This is a genomic window from Schleiferilactobacillus shenzhenensis LY-73 (assembly GCF_000469325.1).
In the GTDB taxonomy this organism is placed as follows: Bacteria; Bacillota; Bacilli; order Lactobacillales; family Lactobacillaceae; genus Schleiferilactobacillus; species Schleiferilactobacillus shenzhenensis.
Genome location: NZ_KI271591.1, coordinates 73,273 through 86,195, shown reverse-complemented (window position 1 = coordinate 86,195; position 12,923 = coordinate 73,273). Strand labels below are relative to the sequence as shown.

The following is a 12,923-nucleotide window of genomic DNA, read 5'->3' as shown; positions in this document are numbered from 1 at the left end:
CAAGCCGTGCCCACCACGTTCCACGCCCCCTGGCGGAGGGCCCAAATCGCCGGGCCACGCGAATCCGATTTTTCTGCCGCATCGTTCCCGCCAGTCATTCGCGTTATAATGGGACTATACATACCGAAGGAGGTATTCCATGCCACAAAAACCAGAGGTAAAAGATGTCCCCGATTATTTGGATCACGCCAGTGTGGATGCGCGGCCGTTGCTGACGGCGCTGGATCAGTTCATCCGCGAGGAGTGGCCCGGTGCGGCGCGGACGATCAAGTATGGTCAGCCGTTCTATGAGCTGGAAGGCCAGCGGTTGAGTATTGCGGCGTACCAGAAGCACGTGTCCGTGTCGTCTAACCAGCCGCTCCCCCAAGCGTTGGCGACAGCGTTCACGAACGGCGGTTACGAGGTCGGCGAAAAGCGCGTTAACATCGCCTTCCACCAAGATATTCCCGAGGAACTGCTCCATCAGTGGTGCCAGCACATCTTGGAAAACGCGACGGCATAAGAAAAACGAGGCTGAGCAAGCCTCGTTTTTTTTAGTACCGTTCAAGATGTTGGCTCGTCAACCGGCCACCGCTCAAGCGAAGGGTAATCCGGCCCACCCCAGGATAGCGCCACTGGAGCGTTTGCTTGTGCTTGGCCGGCGTCAGCTCTTGGCTGTTGGGTTCCCCTAAGCGGTGAATGATGACCGCCCGAGTCGCCTGCCGGGGCAATGCCCGGGTACGGCGGACCAGCCGGTTGAACTGGACGTGACTGGGCGCTGCTGTTTCGTCTGCATCGCTGATGCCGCTGGCCAGCATGGCGATTGAAAAAACACCAAGAATGACTGCCAGCAAGATCAGCCGCCGTTTTGTATCCGTCAAAAAAGACACGGGCTCACTTCCTTCTATGACTACCGTAACGGAAGAAAGGGGCCCGTGCCCTTACATTTCTGCAAGACTAGATGATGGCCAGAACGACGAAGTTGGCGATGAAGAGGATCGTGACGATCCAGAGGATGGGATGCACGTCCTTGGCCTTGCCGGTGATCAGCTTGATCAGGCAGAAGGCGATGAACGCGGCGGCGATGCCGTACGAGATGTTGTAGCACAGGCCCATGAAGATGGAGGCCATGAACGCCGGAATGGCGGCGGTGATGTCAGTCCAATCAATATTCTTGAAGGACCCGAGCATCTCGATCCCGACGAGAATCAGCGCCGGGGCAATCGCTTGGGTGGGCACGATGGAGATCACCGGGGCGAGGATAGCGCTGACGACGAAGAGAATCGCCACCGTCACACTGGTCAAGCCGGTGCGGCCGCCAGCGCCGATACCGGCACTGGATTCGACGTAAGTGGTGGTGTTGGACGTCCCGAAGATGGCGCCGATGGAGGTGGCGATGGAATCGGCGAACAGGGCCTTGTCCATCTTAGACGAGAAGCCCTTCCCGTTCTGCATCTCGGACATGTCTTTGTCAGAAAAGATGCCGGTCCGCCGGCCGGTGCCGATGAAGGTCCCCAGGGTATCGAAGGTATCGGAGAAACTGAAGGCGAAGATGGTCATCAAGACCAGCGGCAGGCGGCTGCTGGAATTAAACAGCGACAACATGCCGGGATTGCCGAAGGCGGCCCCGAACGTGGTGCCCAGCTGACCGAAGGCGTTGCCTAAAGAATTAGTGCTGGCCAGGTGCAGGTTGGTGACACCCATGGGGATCCCGATAATCGTGGTGATGACGATCGTTAAGATGATGGCCCCAGGGACTTTCTTAACGACCAGGATAATGGCAAGAAATAAACCGATCAGGGCCAGGAGTGCGCCCGGCTGCGTGAAGTTGACCAGTGCTGGGACGATCCCGCCGTTGGAGACGACGGAGGTGATGCCGCCCTTGAAGTGGCTGGCGGTGGCGCTGAAAGGCTGGCCGTTGATGCTGGCAATGCTGCCGGCGTCACTGGTGAATTGCAGAATATTGGCATTCTTCAGGCCGATGTAGGCCACGAACACACCAATGCCGGCGCCCATCGCGTGCTGCAGGGCTTCGGGGATGGCGGTGATGATCATCTTCCGCACCTTGGTCACGGTGATGGTGATGTTGATCAGGCCGCAGATGAAGACCAGCGCCAAGGCTTCCTGCCACTTGAAGCCCAGGGCAAAACAGACGGTGTAGGTAAAGAAGGCGTTGAGCCCCATGCCGGGGGCCAACGCATAAGGCACGTTGGCAAACAGACCCATAAACGCCGTGCCGATGGCAGAAGCGACGATGGTCGCCAGGAAAACGGCCTGGCTAGGCATCCCCGTTTGGGACAAAACCGAGGGATTCACGAACAAAATATAGGACATGGCGAAGAATGTTGTGACCCCGGCCAGAATCTCCCGGCTGCGGGTGGTGCCATTCTCCTTGAGTTGGAAATAATTATCCAAAATCAGTTCCTCTTTTCCCGATTGATAGGCCCATTATACCGGTGAAAAATCGGGATGGCAAGACAATTTTAGAACGAAAAAATTTATTTTCTAAATTTCGTTCGTATTTTTCATTCAAAATTTTGCCTGTATTTCCGAACTTTATCGAATTTCAACAAATCTTTACTGTTTTTCGATAAAACTCGCCGTATACTAGACGTATTCGATGCGTGAAGGAGGAAATCGTTCATGAAATGGCGTACATGGTTTTTGCAAGCCTGTCTGGGGCTGGTGACATTAGCGGCCGGGGGACTTTGTCTCTTGGCCTTCCCCACGACCCCCGCCCGGCTGTACCAGCTCTACCATAATCTGGTGACGGCCTGGATATTCACCGGCGGCGCTTACGGGGCGGCCGCCTGTTACTTCTACGGCGCGGTCCAAGGGAGCCGTTTGCTCACCTTGATTACCCGGGACCAAGCATTCACCGCACCGGCGATCGCGTATTTGCAGCGGCTGAAATGGGCGATGGCCGGGATCACGATGATGCTCTGCTTCATCTTGCCCCAGGTGTACGTGGCCGCTCAGGCCGAAGATGCACCGGGACTGATCATTGTTGCGGCGGCCGGCATCGCGGTGCCCTTCGTTCTGGCGGTCTTCCTGGCCATTCTCCAACGGCTCTGGGCCATTGCTCTGGCGTACAAAACGGCTAACGATGTCATCGTCTAAGGAGGAAATCATCGTGTCCATGAAATTAAGAACGCGGCTCCTGCAAACCTGCCTCATCGCCGCCAGTCTGTTGGCCGTCATATTTGCCCTCTTTGTCTTTCCCAAGGTCCCTGGCCACTTAGTCTATTTCTTCCATAATGGGCCCGCGGCGGCACTGTTCACCACCGGCTGTTACGGGGCGGCCGCGGCCTTCCTGGTGGCGGCGGGCACTGCCAGCCGGCTGCTGGCGGCCGCTGACCGGGCCCAAGCCTTCACGCCCCAGGTCGTGGGCCTGCTGCGGCAGCTGAAACGGGCGGTGGCGGCCATGACCCTGATGCTGTGCGGCGTCCTGCCCCAAACCGTGGTCATTGCCGTCGCCGGCACGGACCCGGCGTCGGTGATCATGTTTCTGCTGATGATCGCCATTCCGCTGGTGGTCACGGTTTTTCTCGCCATCCTCGAACGGCTCTGGGCTGCTGCCTTGGCGTATAAAGAAGAAAACGACCTGACTGTCTAAGGAGGAGCCGCCATGCATATTCAAGTGAATCTCGATGCCCTACTGCTGGAACGGCACATGACGCTGACCGAACTGGCCGCCGCCGTGGACATCACCATCGCCAATTTATCGATCCTGAAGACCGGCAAGGCCCGGGCCATCCGCTTCTCCACGCTGGCCAAGCTCTGCGCCGCCCTGGAGTGTCAACCCGGGGATATCTTGCAGTATGTGCAATAATTCTTTATATTAAGAGGGGCGAATGTACCGCCCCTTTTTGATTGGAGAAAGCAGGTCACTGATGGAGACGCATGAAGGTATTTACCGTTATTTCATTCAACCGCAGCTGGACATGGTCAACCAGTCACTGATTGGCTACGAGCTCTTGATGAAACAGTTTACCCCCGCGGGCTGGCGGCCTCCTATGAGTTTTGCCGCCGTGCCGGCGGAGATTATTGCGACCGTTTTGGTGGCCACGACCCGCAAACTGGCGTTGAAGATCGGGTCGGTGTCGGTCAACTTAAACCGTACCCAGATGCTCAATCCCCAGATCAACGAGGCTTTAATTCAAGCCCAAAGTTATCTGCGGCCGGTGCGGCTGAATGTGGAACTGACCGAGGAGATCACCGACAAGGACATCACCATCGCCCAACTGATGCCGATGATCAAGCAATACGACGAACGGGGGATGGAAATCAGTTTGGACGACGTGGGGACTGGGCAGAATCAACTCAGTGACGTCGAACCGCTCCTGCCCTACGCCCGGGAAATGAAGTTTGCCTTGCAGAATTTTGATGTCGGTCTGGACGATCCCGGGCTGGTTAAGCAGCTGGTTTACTGGCGGGACATCGCTGCGGCGCACAACCTGCGGTTCATCGTCGAAGGGACAGAGACAGACGCAGACGACGCCTTTCTCAACACCCTGCACATCGACTTCCGCCAGGGGTATTATTATGGTAAACCGCATCTGCTCAAGATCCATCCGGACGATCCGGATCAGTAAACGAGAGAATGGGAGAAAAATCATGAAAGTTATCATTGTCGGCTGTACCCATGCGGGTGTGGCGGCTGTTCGTCAGATCTATCAGGAACATCCCGATACCGAAGTGACCGTCTACGAACGGGACAATAACGTCTCGTTCCTGTCGTGCGGTATTCCGCTGTACCTGAGCGGCCAAGTGAAGCGCCTGGAAGACATGTTCTATGCCACCCCGGACGATCTGGCCGTCCTCGGCGCAACGGTGCGTATCCGCCACGATGTGGTCAAGATCGATGCCGCTAAGAAAGACATTACCGTCGAAAACTTAGAGACCCACGAAATCTTCCATGATACATACGACAAGCTGATCATGACGACTGGCTCTTACGTCATCGTGCCGCCGTTGATGGGCATCGACCACGACCGGGTGCTGCTGTGCAAGGATTATTGGCAGGCCCAGGCGATCCACGACACGGCTGCGCAGCACCACCACATCGCCATCATCGGCGGCGGTTATGTCGGGGTCGAGCTGACGGAAGCGTATGCTCAAACGGACCATCAGGTCACCCTGATCCAGGCCCACGACCAGATCTTGAACAACTACATTGATAAAGAGATTTCAGACGATATTATTGCCCTCCTTTCTCAACACAACGTGCACGTGCACCTGAACGAGCGGGTCAAAGCCTTCACGGCGGACCAAGCGAGCGGCGGCGTGGGCATCGATACCGGGGCGCACCAGTACACGGCCGACCTGGCCATCGTCTGCACCGGCTTCATGGCCAACACTGACCTGCTTCGGGGGCAGGTGAAGATGGACCGCCACGGCGCCATCATCACTAACGATTATCAGCAGACCAGCGATCCCGATATCTTCGCCGCCGGCGACGCCTGCACGGTGCGCTTCAACCCCACCGGCGAACCGGCCTATATTCCCCTGGCGACCAACGCGGTGCGCCAAGGGATGATCGCCGCCCGCAACCTGTACGGCTACGAGCAGAAATTCATGGGCACCCAAGGGTCGACGGCAATGATGCTGTTCGGCAATACCCTGGCCACCACGGGCATTACCCTGGCGAACGCGCAGAAGCGGGGCATGGATGCTGCGGCCGTCACTTACCACGGCAACTACCGCCCGGACTTCATGCACCCCAACGCCCCCATCACGATCGAACTGGTTTATGACCGCAACGACCGGCGGATTCTGGGCGCCCAGCTGTGGAGTGCCCACGAAGTCACTCAGTCGGCCAACGCGGTCTCCATCGCCATCCAGAACCGCAACACTATCGACGACCTGGCCTATGTGGACATGCTGTTCCAACCCCACTTCGACCAGCCATTTAATTATCTGAACCAGACGGCCCAACTGGCGGTCGCCCAAGAGACGGCCAGTCAGGACAAACCGGCTGGGTCCCGAGAGGACTGAGACTATGATCAACGCCTGGATCCAGCAGCCGCTGATCACCGATATTTTCGTGATGCTGGGCGTTGTTTTGCTCAATCAGCTGATCGTGCGGGCGGCGATGAACTACACCGTCCGGGCCGGTCAGAAAATCGATTATTCGGTGGGCTTTCTGAACATTGTGATCACGGCGTACTTCGCCTTGCTGGCCGTGTACTTCCAGTATATCGGCCACGCCCTTAACGGGGATGCGACGCTGGCTAACTTCCGGATCCTCATCTTGATCTACACCATGATCTACCTGGGCGAGCGCGGCAGCGGCCTGATCGTCCTGGCTGACGACTTAGCCCGCCTAGCGTTCTATGGCTTGAACCAGGGCACCTACGAGAGCTGGGCATCCAGTGCCGCCGTCTGGGTGGTGATGGTGATCATTGCGACCGTCGTCAAACGATTGCACTTCCACACGCTGAGCATCGCGATGATCGTCAACTGCGTCGGCGGCGTATTCTGGGTCCTGACGTATTTCCTCCAGCTGGATCGCATGGCCCCGCTGACGGTCCAGTCCACGCTGAGCCACTTTCTCAACTTCGTCATCATGAACAGTTTGCTCGCCTATGTCCTGCGCACCCTGGACAACGAGAACAACCACCTTAGTGCGGTCACTTACGAAGCCACCTACGACCAGCTGACCCGGCTGCGCAACTACGGGATGTTCGACAAGCACTACAGCGAGCTGTTCAAGCACTACCACTTGCGCAACACGCCGCTCTCGATGATTGCCATGGACATCGATTGGTTCAAATCCCTGAACGACCAGTACGGCCATCTCGCCGGGAACCAGGTTCTGGCGACGATTGGCCGGCTGCTGCAGGAAGAAACGCGGGTCTATCCGGCCGCGGCCTGTTACCGGGTCGGCGGCGAGGAATTCAACATTCTCCTGCCTGGGGTGGCGCTGGCTGACGCCAGCGGTTTGGCCCACCGTATCCAAGAAAAAGTGGCCAGCCAGGTGGTCGCCGTCGAGGGCCATGCCTTATCCGTGACGGTCTCTGTGGGTGTGGCGCAACTCGCCCCCACGGATGCCACCGCCAGTGATTTCTACGAACGCACCGACCGGATGCTGTACCAGTCCAAAGGGAAAGGCCGCAACCAGATCACAGTGGACACCGGCGGCCGTTGACTTTTTCTGACTTTCCGGTATCATTGGTAGGTAAAACATTTTGTGAGGTGAAATGACATGCGGAACTGGATCATGCTCGAAAACAAGGAAACCGGCGAAAAGATTTACCTGACGTCGAAGAACAAGCGTAATACGCCTGATCGGCTGAAGCTGACGAAGTACTCCCCGAAGCTGCGGAAGCGCGTCGTTTTCACGGAATCCAAGTAATAAAAAAGAAGAGGGACTCGGCAAAAAACGCCGAGCCCCTCTTCTTTTTTATTACTTGGCGGACCTTGCGCTGCGTTTGTCGTCGGAGGTTCAGTCTATGCGGTCGTTAGTTTTCTCGTCGTAATTGGAGATGGAAGACAAGCACGGCGTACAAAGCGCCCCAGAGTAAGCAGCTGATGCTGGCGGTGATTAAGGCGGGCCATGGGGAATTGGGGGTGCCGGGGTGCAGGCCGAACAGGATGTTGCTGATGGCCCCGTTGGTCCGATAGACGGTGTAAGGCAAGCCCGCAATAATGAGGAAGGTCAAGACCGGGGCGAGCCACCGGCTGATGGCAAAGCGGGTCAGGGTGATCATGACGGCGCCGAAGAAGCCGATGGCGATGGCAATCAGAATCCGCAGAGCGGTGAAGACCGCCGTTTTCATCCCCGCATTGGCCAGTGCCGTGCCGTACGCCCGCTGAAAGACTTGCCACGCATCGACGTGCACAAACGGCAGCAGCCCCAGGAGGGCTTGCACGATCGTAAAGAACGCCACCACGATGACACTGCCCAAAATGAGCACCGTGCTGAGTGCCAGCCCGATACTGGGCCGATCCGCCCCCAGCTGGAGGGCTGTGGTCGTCCATGTCCCGGCAAGCAAGAGGCCGACGATCAACATGATTAGATACGGTGCCCAAAGGACATCAGGCACGTGGCCGGCGCGCTGGGTGAACAGCGCGGATACACCGGCATAGCCAATATACAGCCCGGGGTAGATGACGAGCAGCCAACCCCAGTCAGGCAAAAAACGGCGAAACATGAAGGTGAAAACCGCTTGACCTTTCATTGTTGATTCCCTCCTCATCGACTGTAATCCCGGGGCAGTTGCAAATGTTGAACGGCAACATAGAATATGCCGGCCAGGATAATGCAGGCTGCCGTGTACAGCAGCAACGGTACCCAAGGATTGTTCAAGCCTTGGCCATGGAGGCCGAGGATGAAATTGCTGAGGCGCTGGCCGTGATTGCTGCTGACGTCTGTGGCACGGTTGGCCCAGGCGAAATAAAGAAATAGCAATGGAAAGAATATGATGGCCGTGACGTCCCGGATGCGCCAGGGTAAGGCACGCATGATGGCATAGAGAGCCGCCACGGTCAAGGTGATGGTCAAGGGGCTGAGAATCCGGAGCAGAACATAGAATCCGCTGGTCACTACCGAGTTAGGCAGTGCCGGACCGTAAGTCGTCCAAAAGCTTGGGCCCCCTGTGTTAACGAAAGGCAAGAACGTAAGCAGCCCCTGGTACAGGATGAGGGTGCCCACGAAGACGACAATGGTGCCGGTCAAGATTGTCAGCATCCCCACTGCGCCGGTCCGGCGGTCGGTGCCCAGACGCAGGAAAAAACCGAGCCAGCGCCATGTCAGCATGCCCCCGATAAGCCAACTGAACGGTCCCAACACACTGGGCAGATCCACGATTTCGACTTTAGGCGGCTGGCCGGTAATCACCATGAGACCCACCGGCAGCACGACCGTAAAGAGCAGCAGACCGGCAATGGTCCAGAGCAGCGGCGGCCACGTCCGCCGGACCGCATAACGCAACATTGCTGTCATTTTCATGATTGGGCCGCCCCTTTCTCGGTCATGGCCACGAACAGTTGTTGAAGCGACAGCGGGGTCACAGTGACGTCCGGGGGTACCGGCCGGTCGGTGGGCAGGGGGGTCAGGACCGTGACTTGGAGTAAGTTACCTAGCCGGCTCGCGGCCGCCCGTTCGGTGCTGCCCAGATACGCCTCCACACTGGCGGTTGGCCCGCTCACTTGCCGGGCGGTGGCTTGCAAGTCGTCCGTGGCCGCCTCCAGCCGCTTGCGGCCACGGTCCAGGAACATCACTTGGCTCATCATACCCGCCACCTCGTCGATGAGGTGGGTGGAGATCACAAACGTCCGCGGCCGGTCCGCATACGTCGCCACCAACGCCCGGTAGAACTCCTCTCGGTAAGTGGCGTCCATCCCTAAGGTGGGTTCGTCGAGAAAGACGAAGGCGGAAGGCACGCACAGCGCCAGGATCATCCGCATAATCGTCGCCCCGCCGGTGGAGAGGTCCGTCAGCTGCCATTTCTCTGTCAAACCAAACTGCTTGGTCAGCTGATGCGCCCAGGCGGTGTCAAAACCGGGGTAAAAATCGGTCATGATCCGAAGGGCATCCGCAACCGTGGTGGGCTTCGGAAAAATATTCTGGTCGGACATCAAGTAAATGTCATTGCCTGCCGCCGGGGACTGCAGAACGGGTACGCCGTCCAGCTGAATCGTGCCGCTGCTAGGGAACAGCCGCCCAGCAATCAAGTCAAACAGGGTGGACTTGCCGGCCCCATTGCGGCCAATGACGCCGACGATCGTTTTTTCCGGCACCGTCCAAGTCACGTCGGTCAGGACGTGCAGCTTGCCGAAGTGTTTGCTGACTCTGGTCAATTCAATCTGCCGCATGGGAATACCCGCTTTCTATCATGTCAATGACTTGTTCTTGCGTCAGGCCCAGCTGGCGCGCGGTGCGGACCAGCTGGGCCACATCCTGGGTGACGAACTGGGTGCGCCGGGCCGCTTGCAGCTTGGCCCGCGCACCGGTCTGAACGAACATGCCGATGCCCCGCTGCTTATACGCCAGCCCCTGGTCTACCAGCTGGTTGACGCCCTTGAGCACTGTGGCCGGGTTCAAGTGGTACCGGCCGGCGATCTCGGTCGTGGACGGCAGCTGCTCCCCTTCTCCCACAGCGCCGGAGAGAATCAGCGCGGCCAGCTGATCCGTCACCTGCTGGAACAACGGCTCCGTGTCGTTGAATGCGAACTGCATGACCCGCCTTCTTTCTGCTTCCTTAGTTGGTTAATTGGTTGTGTAACTAACCATATTGTTAAGGTGCTTTCTTGTCAAGCATTTTGCACCGGTGCGCAATCTTTGCTACAGTTATTTCAGTTTGAGAAAAGAGGAAACCCACCATGATGTATGCGTACCTGTTGGGTCTGATGCTGGCCGGCGTGCTGATCGTCAACTTTCAGCTGTCCCGGGAAAACAAACGGCTGAAGGCCATGTTCCATTTTGACGACAAAGAACTGATCGCCGAAGCTAAGAAACTGCTGCCGGACAACCACCCTACCGCGGTCGTTCTGGCCCTGCAGGAAAAATTCTTCCCGCTGGGGCGGGACCAAGCAAAGAACGCCGTGAATGAAGCCACCAAAGAATTAAATACTGCCATCGACCAAGGCCATACCGATTCTTCAGCGAAACCGCGCGGGTAATATCTGAAAGCGCGTGCACTTTTTGGGGTACCGCAGTATAATACAGGTGTGTTCAATTTGGGGGAACGGAAGCTTCGGGGTATGCGCGTATGTGCATGCCCTTTTTGTATCGAGCGGGCAACGGCGCATTGCCGCGGACAGTCCGGTTTGAGAACCGCATACCATTACGCGCGGCCATCAGCAAGAATTACTTTTCTGACCGTCGCTGAACGGTAACGGACTGTGCCATAATGAGATGATCGTGAAGGGAGAAATTGCGCATGACAATTGCAATGATCGGTACATGGCGCATGGCGGAAACTGGCATCACCCCCGCCATGGCGCAGCTGCGGCAGGGCAAGAGCGCTGGCGACGCACTGGTCACCGCCATCCAAGCGGTGGAGGACGACCCCTTCTACCAGTCCGTCGGTTTCGGCGGACTGCCCAACGCCGCCGGGGTGGTGGAAACCGATGCCGCCTACATGGACGGCGACACGTTCCAAATCGGCGCCTTGGCCGGTGCCCGGGATATTGCCCACCCCATCGCTGTGGCTCGGGCCTTGAGCCAGGAACCGGCGAACAATCTGCTGGTGGGACCGGGGGCGACCGAATATGCCAGCACCCACGGTTTCCCGCTGAAGAACATGCTCACAGAGAAAGCCGCCAAGCAATGGGCAGCCAAGCGGCAAGAGCTGACCGCCAAGGACCTCAATCCCTATGACGGCCACGATACTGTCGGCATGGTCGCCCTCGACGCCGGCGGCCACATGACGGTCGGCACCTCCACCTCCGGTCTGTTCATGAAGCGCACCGGCCGAGTCGGCGATTCGCCGCTTCCCGGGGCCGGCTACTACGTGGACAGCACCATCGGCGGGGCGGCCGCCACCGGCATGGGCGAGGACCTGATGAAGGCCAGCCTGTGCTACCAGACCGTGCAGCTCATGGGCAACGGGCTCAGCGCCAGCGAAGCCTTGCGGGAGGCCGTTTATCCGTTCATCGCCCGGCTCGCCGCCCTCGGTCAGCACCCCCGGGAATTTTCTTACGTCGCCCTCTCCCCCAGCGGGGACTGGGGCATCGCCACCAACGTGGAATTCAGTTTCGCCGTTGCCCAAGATGACGGCAAAACGCAGATTTACCTGGCCACACCCAACGGGGATCACCCGGACATTCAGCCGGTGACCGCCGCCTGGCTGGCCAAAGAAGACGCCGGCCGCTAACACTGGGCTTTCATCAGACGGCACCGCCAAAGCTTTGGCAGCGCCGTCATTTTTTTGCCCACAATCCTCGTTTTTCTCACCGCACCGTGCTACACTGGACGTATGAACATATGAGCACTCATTCATATATCAAGACCATTTCGTCTAGAAAGCAGGGATCATCATGGCCCATGTCCATTCACACCCTACCCCGCCGCCGGACCACACGGCAGCCTTCAAGTGGGGCATCGGTTTAAACGCCGCATTCATCATTATTGAAGGGGCCGTCGGTTTGACGATGGGCTCCTTGGCCTTGGTCGCCGACGCCGGCCACAACCTGTCCGACGTCCTCGGCTTGGCTATTTCCTGGGCCGCCATGGCCCTCAGCCAGCGCGCCGCCACCAAAAAGTTCACCTATGGCTACAAACGCTCCTCCATCCTGGCCGCTTTGCTCAATGCCATGATCCTGCTGGTGGCGATCGGCGGGATCATCATCGAAGCTTTGCAGCGGATTCAGCACCCGGCGGCTGTCTCCGGCTGGTCGGTCATCATCGTCGCCGCCGTTGGGGTGGTGATCAACGGGGTCACGGCTTTCCTGTTCCTTTCTGGCCAGAAGCACGACCTGAACATTCGCGGCGCCTTTCTTCACATGGCGGCAGATACCGCGGTTTCCGTCGGGGTCGTCATTGCTGGGTTCATCATGCTCTACACCGACTGGTACTGGCTGGACCCGACGATCAGTCTGGTCATTGCGGTGATCATTCTGATCAGTACCTGGCAGCTGTTGATGGATGCCGCCCGGCTGTCGCTAGATGCGGTGCCTAAGAACATTGACCTGGACAAGGTGCGCCAGTCGCTGCTGGCGATTCCCAGTGTCATCGAGATCCACGACCTGCACATCTGGCCCATGAGCACGACCGAGAACGCGTGCAGCGTCCACCTGGTGCGGAACACGATGGCGGACAACAACGAATTCCTGGAACGCTGCGACCGCCTATTGACGTCGCAGTACGATATCTGTCATGTGACCACCCAGGTGGAACTGGGGCGGTTGACGGACGAGTCGACGGATCATTCGGTGTGAAGAAAGGTAACTCTGAATCGTCTGGTCTTGGCCCGGGTGACTCCGGGCTGCGCAGATTG

Annotated in this window: 17 protein-coding genes; 11 read left to right on the top strand and 6 right to left on the bottom strand. The window is 58.2% G+C overall.

Features of this window, described 5'->3' with window-relative positions; all coding sequences use genetic code 11:
• Nucleotides 1–139: 139 nt before the first annotated feature.
• Entirely contained in the window at nt 140–502 is a 363-nt protein-coding gene (locus tag L248_RS08965; RefSeq protein ID WP_022529869.1) for a DUF1801 domain-containing protein, read from the top strand.
• A 31-nt stretch (nt 503–533) separates the two neighbouring features.
• Here L248_RS08965 and L248_RS08960 read toward each other — a convergent pair whose 3' ends face one another.
• Together L248_RS08960 and L248_RS08955 are read right to left on the bottom strand one after the other, a co-directional pair.
• Nucleotides 534–869 (bottom strand): hypothetical protein, encoded by a 336-nt coding sequence (locus L248_RS08960; protein ID WP_022529868.1) that lies wholly within the window; start codon nt 867–869, stop codon nt 534–536.
• A 67-nt stretch (nt 870–936) separates the two neighbouring features.
• Nucleotides 937–2,394, bottom strand: a complete 1,458-nt coding sequence (locus L248_RS08955) for an NCS2 family permease (protein ID WP_022529867.1) — start codon at nt 2,392–2,394, stop codon at nt 937–939.
• A 228-nt stretch (nt 2,395–2,622) separates the two neighbouring features.
• On the opposite strand from L248_RS08955, the gene L248_RS08950 reads away from it, so the two are divergent.
• The 7 genes from L248_RS08950 (at nt 2,623) to rpmG (ending at nt 7,336) form a co-directional block, all read left to right on the top strand.
• A complete protein-coding gene (locus L248_RS08950) occupies nt 2,623–3,099 on the top strand; it encodes a DUF2975 domain-containing protein (RefSeq protein ID WP_040535840.1) in 477 nt (158 codons plus the stop codon).
• A 19-nt stretch (nt 3,100–3,118) separates the two neighbouring features.
• Nucleotides 3,119–3,595 carry a DUF2975 domain-containing protein gene (locus L248_RS08945; protein WP_022529864.1) on the top strand — a complete coding sequence of 159 codons (477 nt, stop codon included), beginning with the start codon at nt 3,119–3,121 and terminating at the stop codon, nt 3,593–3,595.
• 12 nt (nt 3,596–3,607) lie between these two features.
• The gene (locus tag L248_RS08940) at nt 3,608–3,811 is read left to right on the top strand and encodes a helix-turn-helix domain-containing protein (protein ID WP_022529863.1); all 204 of its coding nucleotides are present in this window, start codon (nt 3,608–3,610) and stop codon (nt 3,809–3,811) included.
• A gap of 61 nt (nt 3,812–3,872) precedes the next feature.
• A complete protein-coding gene (locus L248_RS08935) occupies nt 3,873–4,574 on the top strand; it encodes an EAL domain-containing protein (protein ID WP_245585293.1) in 702 nt (233 codons plus the stop codon).
• A gap of 22 nt (nt 4,575–4,596) precedes the next feature.
• Nucleotides 4,597–5,976, top strand: a complete 1,380-nt coding sequence (locus L248_RS08930; protein WP_022529861.1) for an FAD-dependent oxidoreductase — start codon at nt 4,597–4,599, stop codon at nt 5,974–5,976.
• A 4-nt stretch (nt 5,977–5,980) separates the two neighbouring features.
• Nucleotides 5,981–7,129: a GGDEF domain-containing protein gene (locus L248_RS15235; RefSeq protein WP_022529860.1), complete on the top strand. Its 1,149-nt coding sequence runs from the start codon at nt 5,981–5,983 to the stop codon at nt 7,127–7,129.
• Between the two features lie 57 nt (nt 7,130–7,186).
• Nucleotides 7,187–7,336, top strand: a complete 150-nt coding sequence (rpmG, locus tag L248_RS08920) for a 50S ribosomal protein L33 (RefSeq protein ID WP_022529859.1) — start codon at nt 7,187–7,189, stop codon at nt 7,334–7,336.
• 106 nt (nt 7,337–7,442) lie between these two features.
• Here the strand turns inward: rpmG and L248_RS08915 are convergent, their stop codons facing one another.
• Genes L248_RS08915 through L248_RS08900 form a run of 4 tightly spaced genes read right to left on the bottom strand, consistent with a single transcriptional unit; the run spans nt 7,443 to nt 10,162 of the window.
• Nucleotides 7,443–8,162 (bottom strand): hypothetical protein, encoded by a 720-nt coding sequence (locus tag L248_RS08915; RefSeq protein WP_022529858.1) that lies wholly within the window; start codon nt 8,160–8,162, stop codon nt 7,443–7,445.
• 14 nt (nt 8,163–8,176) lie between these two features.
• Nucleotides 8,177–8,932, bottom strand: coding sequence for a hypothetical protein (locus L248_RS08910; RefSeq protein WP_022529857.1), 756 nt, complete (start codon nt 8,930–8,932; stop codon nt 8,177–8,179).
• Nucleotides 8,929–9,798 (bottom strand): ATP-binding cassette domain-containing protein, encoded by an 870-nt coding sequence (locus L248_RS08905; protein WP_022529856.1) that lies wholly within the window; start codon nt 9,796–9,798, stop codon nt 8,929–8,931. Before L248_RS08905 ends, L248_RS08910 begins: the two co-directional genes overlap by 4 nt.
• Nucleotides 9,785–10,162 (bottom strand): GntR family transcriptional regulator, encoded by a 378-nt coding sequence (locus tag L248_RS08900; protein ID WP_022529855.1) that lies wholly within the window; start codon nt 10,160–10,162, stop codon nt 9,785–9,787. The genes L248_RS08905 and L248_RS08900 overlap by 14 nt, the downstream gene beginning before the upstream one ends.
• Before the next feature lie 143 nt (nt 10,163–10,305).
• Here L248_RS08900 and L248_RS08895 point away from each other — a divergent pair, with 143 nt between their 5' ends.
• From L248_RS08895 to L248_RS08885, 3 genes are all read left to right on the top strand, one after another.
• Nucleotides 10,306–10,605, top strand: a complete 300-nt coding sequence (locus L248_RS08895) for a hypothetical protein (protein ID WP_022529854.1) — start codon at nt 10,306–10,308, stop codon at nt 10,603–10,605.
• A 260-nt stretch (nt 10,606–10,865) separates the two neighbouring features.
• Nucleotides 10,866–11,801: a glycosylasparaginase gene (locus L248_RS08890; protein WP_022529852.1), complete on the top strand. Its 936-nt coding sequence runs from the start codon at nt 10,866–10,868 to the stop codon at nt 11,799–11,801.
• A 163-nt stretch (nt 11,802–11,964) separates the two neighbouring features.
• Nucleotides 11,965–12,864 carry a cation diffusion facilitator family transporter gene (locus L248_RS08885; RefSeq protein ID WP_040535834.1) on the top strand — a complete coding sequence of 300 codons (900 nt, stop codon included), beginning with the start codon at nt 11,965–11,967 and terminating at the stop codon, nt 12,862–12,864.
• Nucleotides 12,865–12,923 lie beyond the last annotated feature (59 nt).

What these genes read in the sequence shown, in the direction of transcription:
- L248_RS08965 (WP_022529869.1), top strand. Translation starts at nt 140, where the DNA reads ATGCCACAAAAACCAGAGGTAAAAGATGTCCCCGATTATTTGGATCAC.
- L248_RS08950 (WP_040535840.1), top strand. Translation starts at nt 2,623, where the DNA reads ATGAAATGGCGTACATGGTTTTTGCAAGCCTGTCTGGGGCTGGTGACA.
- L248_RS08945 (WP_022529864.1), top strand. Translation starts at nt 3,119, where the DNA reads ATGAAATTAAGAACGCGGCTCCTGCAAACCTGCCTCATCGCCGCCAGT.
- L248_RS08940 (WP_022529863.1), top strand. Translation starts at nt 3,608, where the DNA reads ATGCATATTCAAGTGAATCTCGATGCCCTACTGCTGGAACGGCACATG.
- L248_RS08935 (WP_245585293.1), top strand. Translation starts at nt 3,873, where the DNA reads ATGGAGACGCATGAAGGTATTTACCGTTATTTCATTCAACCGCAGCTG.
- L248_RS08930 (WP_022529861.1), top strand. Translation starts at nt 4,597, where the DNA reads ATGAAAGTTATCATTGTCGGCTGTACCCATGCGGGTGTGGCGGCTGTT.
- L248_RS15235 (WP_022529860.1), top strand. Translation starts at nt 5,981, where the DNA reads ATGATCAACGCCTGGATCCAGCAGCCGCTGATCACCGATATTTTCGTG.
- rpmG (WP_022529859.1), top strand. Translation starts at nt 7,187, where the DNA reads ATGCGGAACTGGATCATGCTCGAAAACAAGGAAACCGGCGAAAAGATT.
- L248_RS08915 (WP_022529858.1), bottom strand. Translation starts at nt 8,162, where the DNA reads ATGAAAGGTCAAGCGGTTTTCACCTTCATGTTTCGCCGTTTTTTGCCT.
- L248_RS08910 (WP_022529857.1), bottom strand. Translation starts at nt 8,932, where the DNA reads ATGAAAATGACAGCAATGTTGCGTTATGCGGTCCGGCGGACGTGGCCG.
- L248_RS08905 (WP_022529856.1), bottom strand. Translation starts at nt 9,798, where the DNA reads ATGCGGCAGATTGAATTGACCAGAGTCAGCAAACACTTCGGCAAGCTG.
- L248_RS08900 (WP_022529855.1), bottom strand. Translation starts at nt 10,162, where the DNA reads ATGCAGTTCGCATTCAACGACACGGAGCCGTTGTTCCAGCAGGTGACG.
- L248_RS08895 (WP_022529854.1), top strand. Translation starts at nt 10,306, where the DNA reads ATGATGTATGCGTACCTGTTGGGTCTGATGCTGGCCGGCGTGCTGATC.
- L248_RS08890 (WP_022529852.1), top strand. Translation starts at nt 10,866, where the DNA reads ATGACAATTGCAATGATCGGTACATGGCGCATGGCGGAAACTGGCATC.
- L248_RS08885 (WP_040535834.1), top strand. Translation starts at nt 11,965, where the DNA reads ATGGCCCATGTCCATTCACACCCTACCCCGCCGCCGGACCACACGGCA.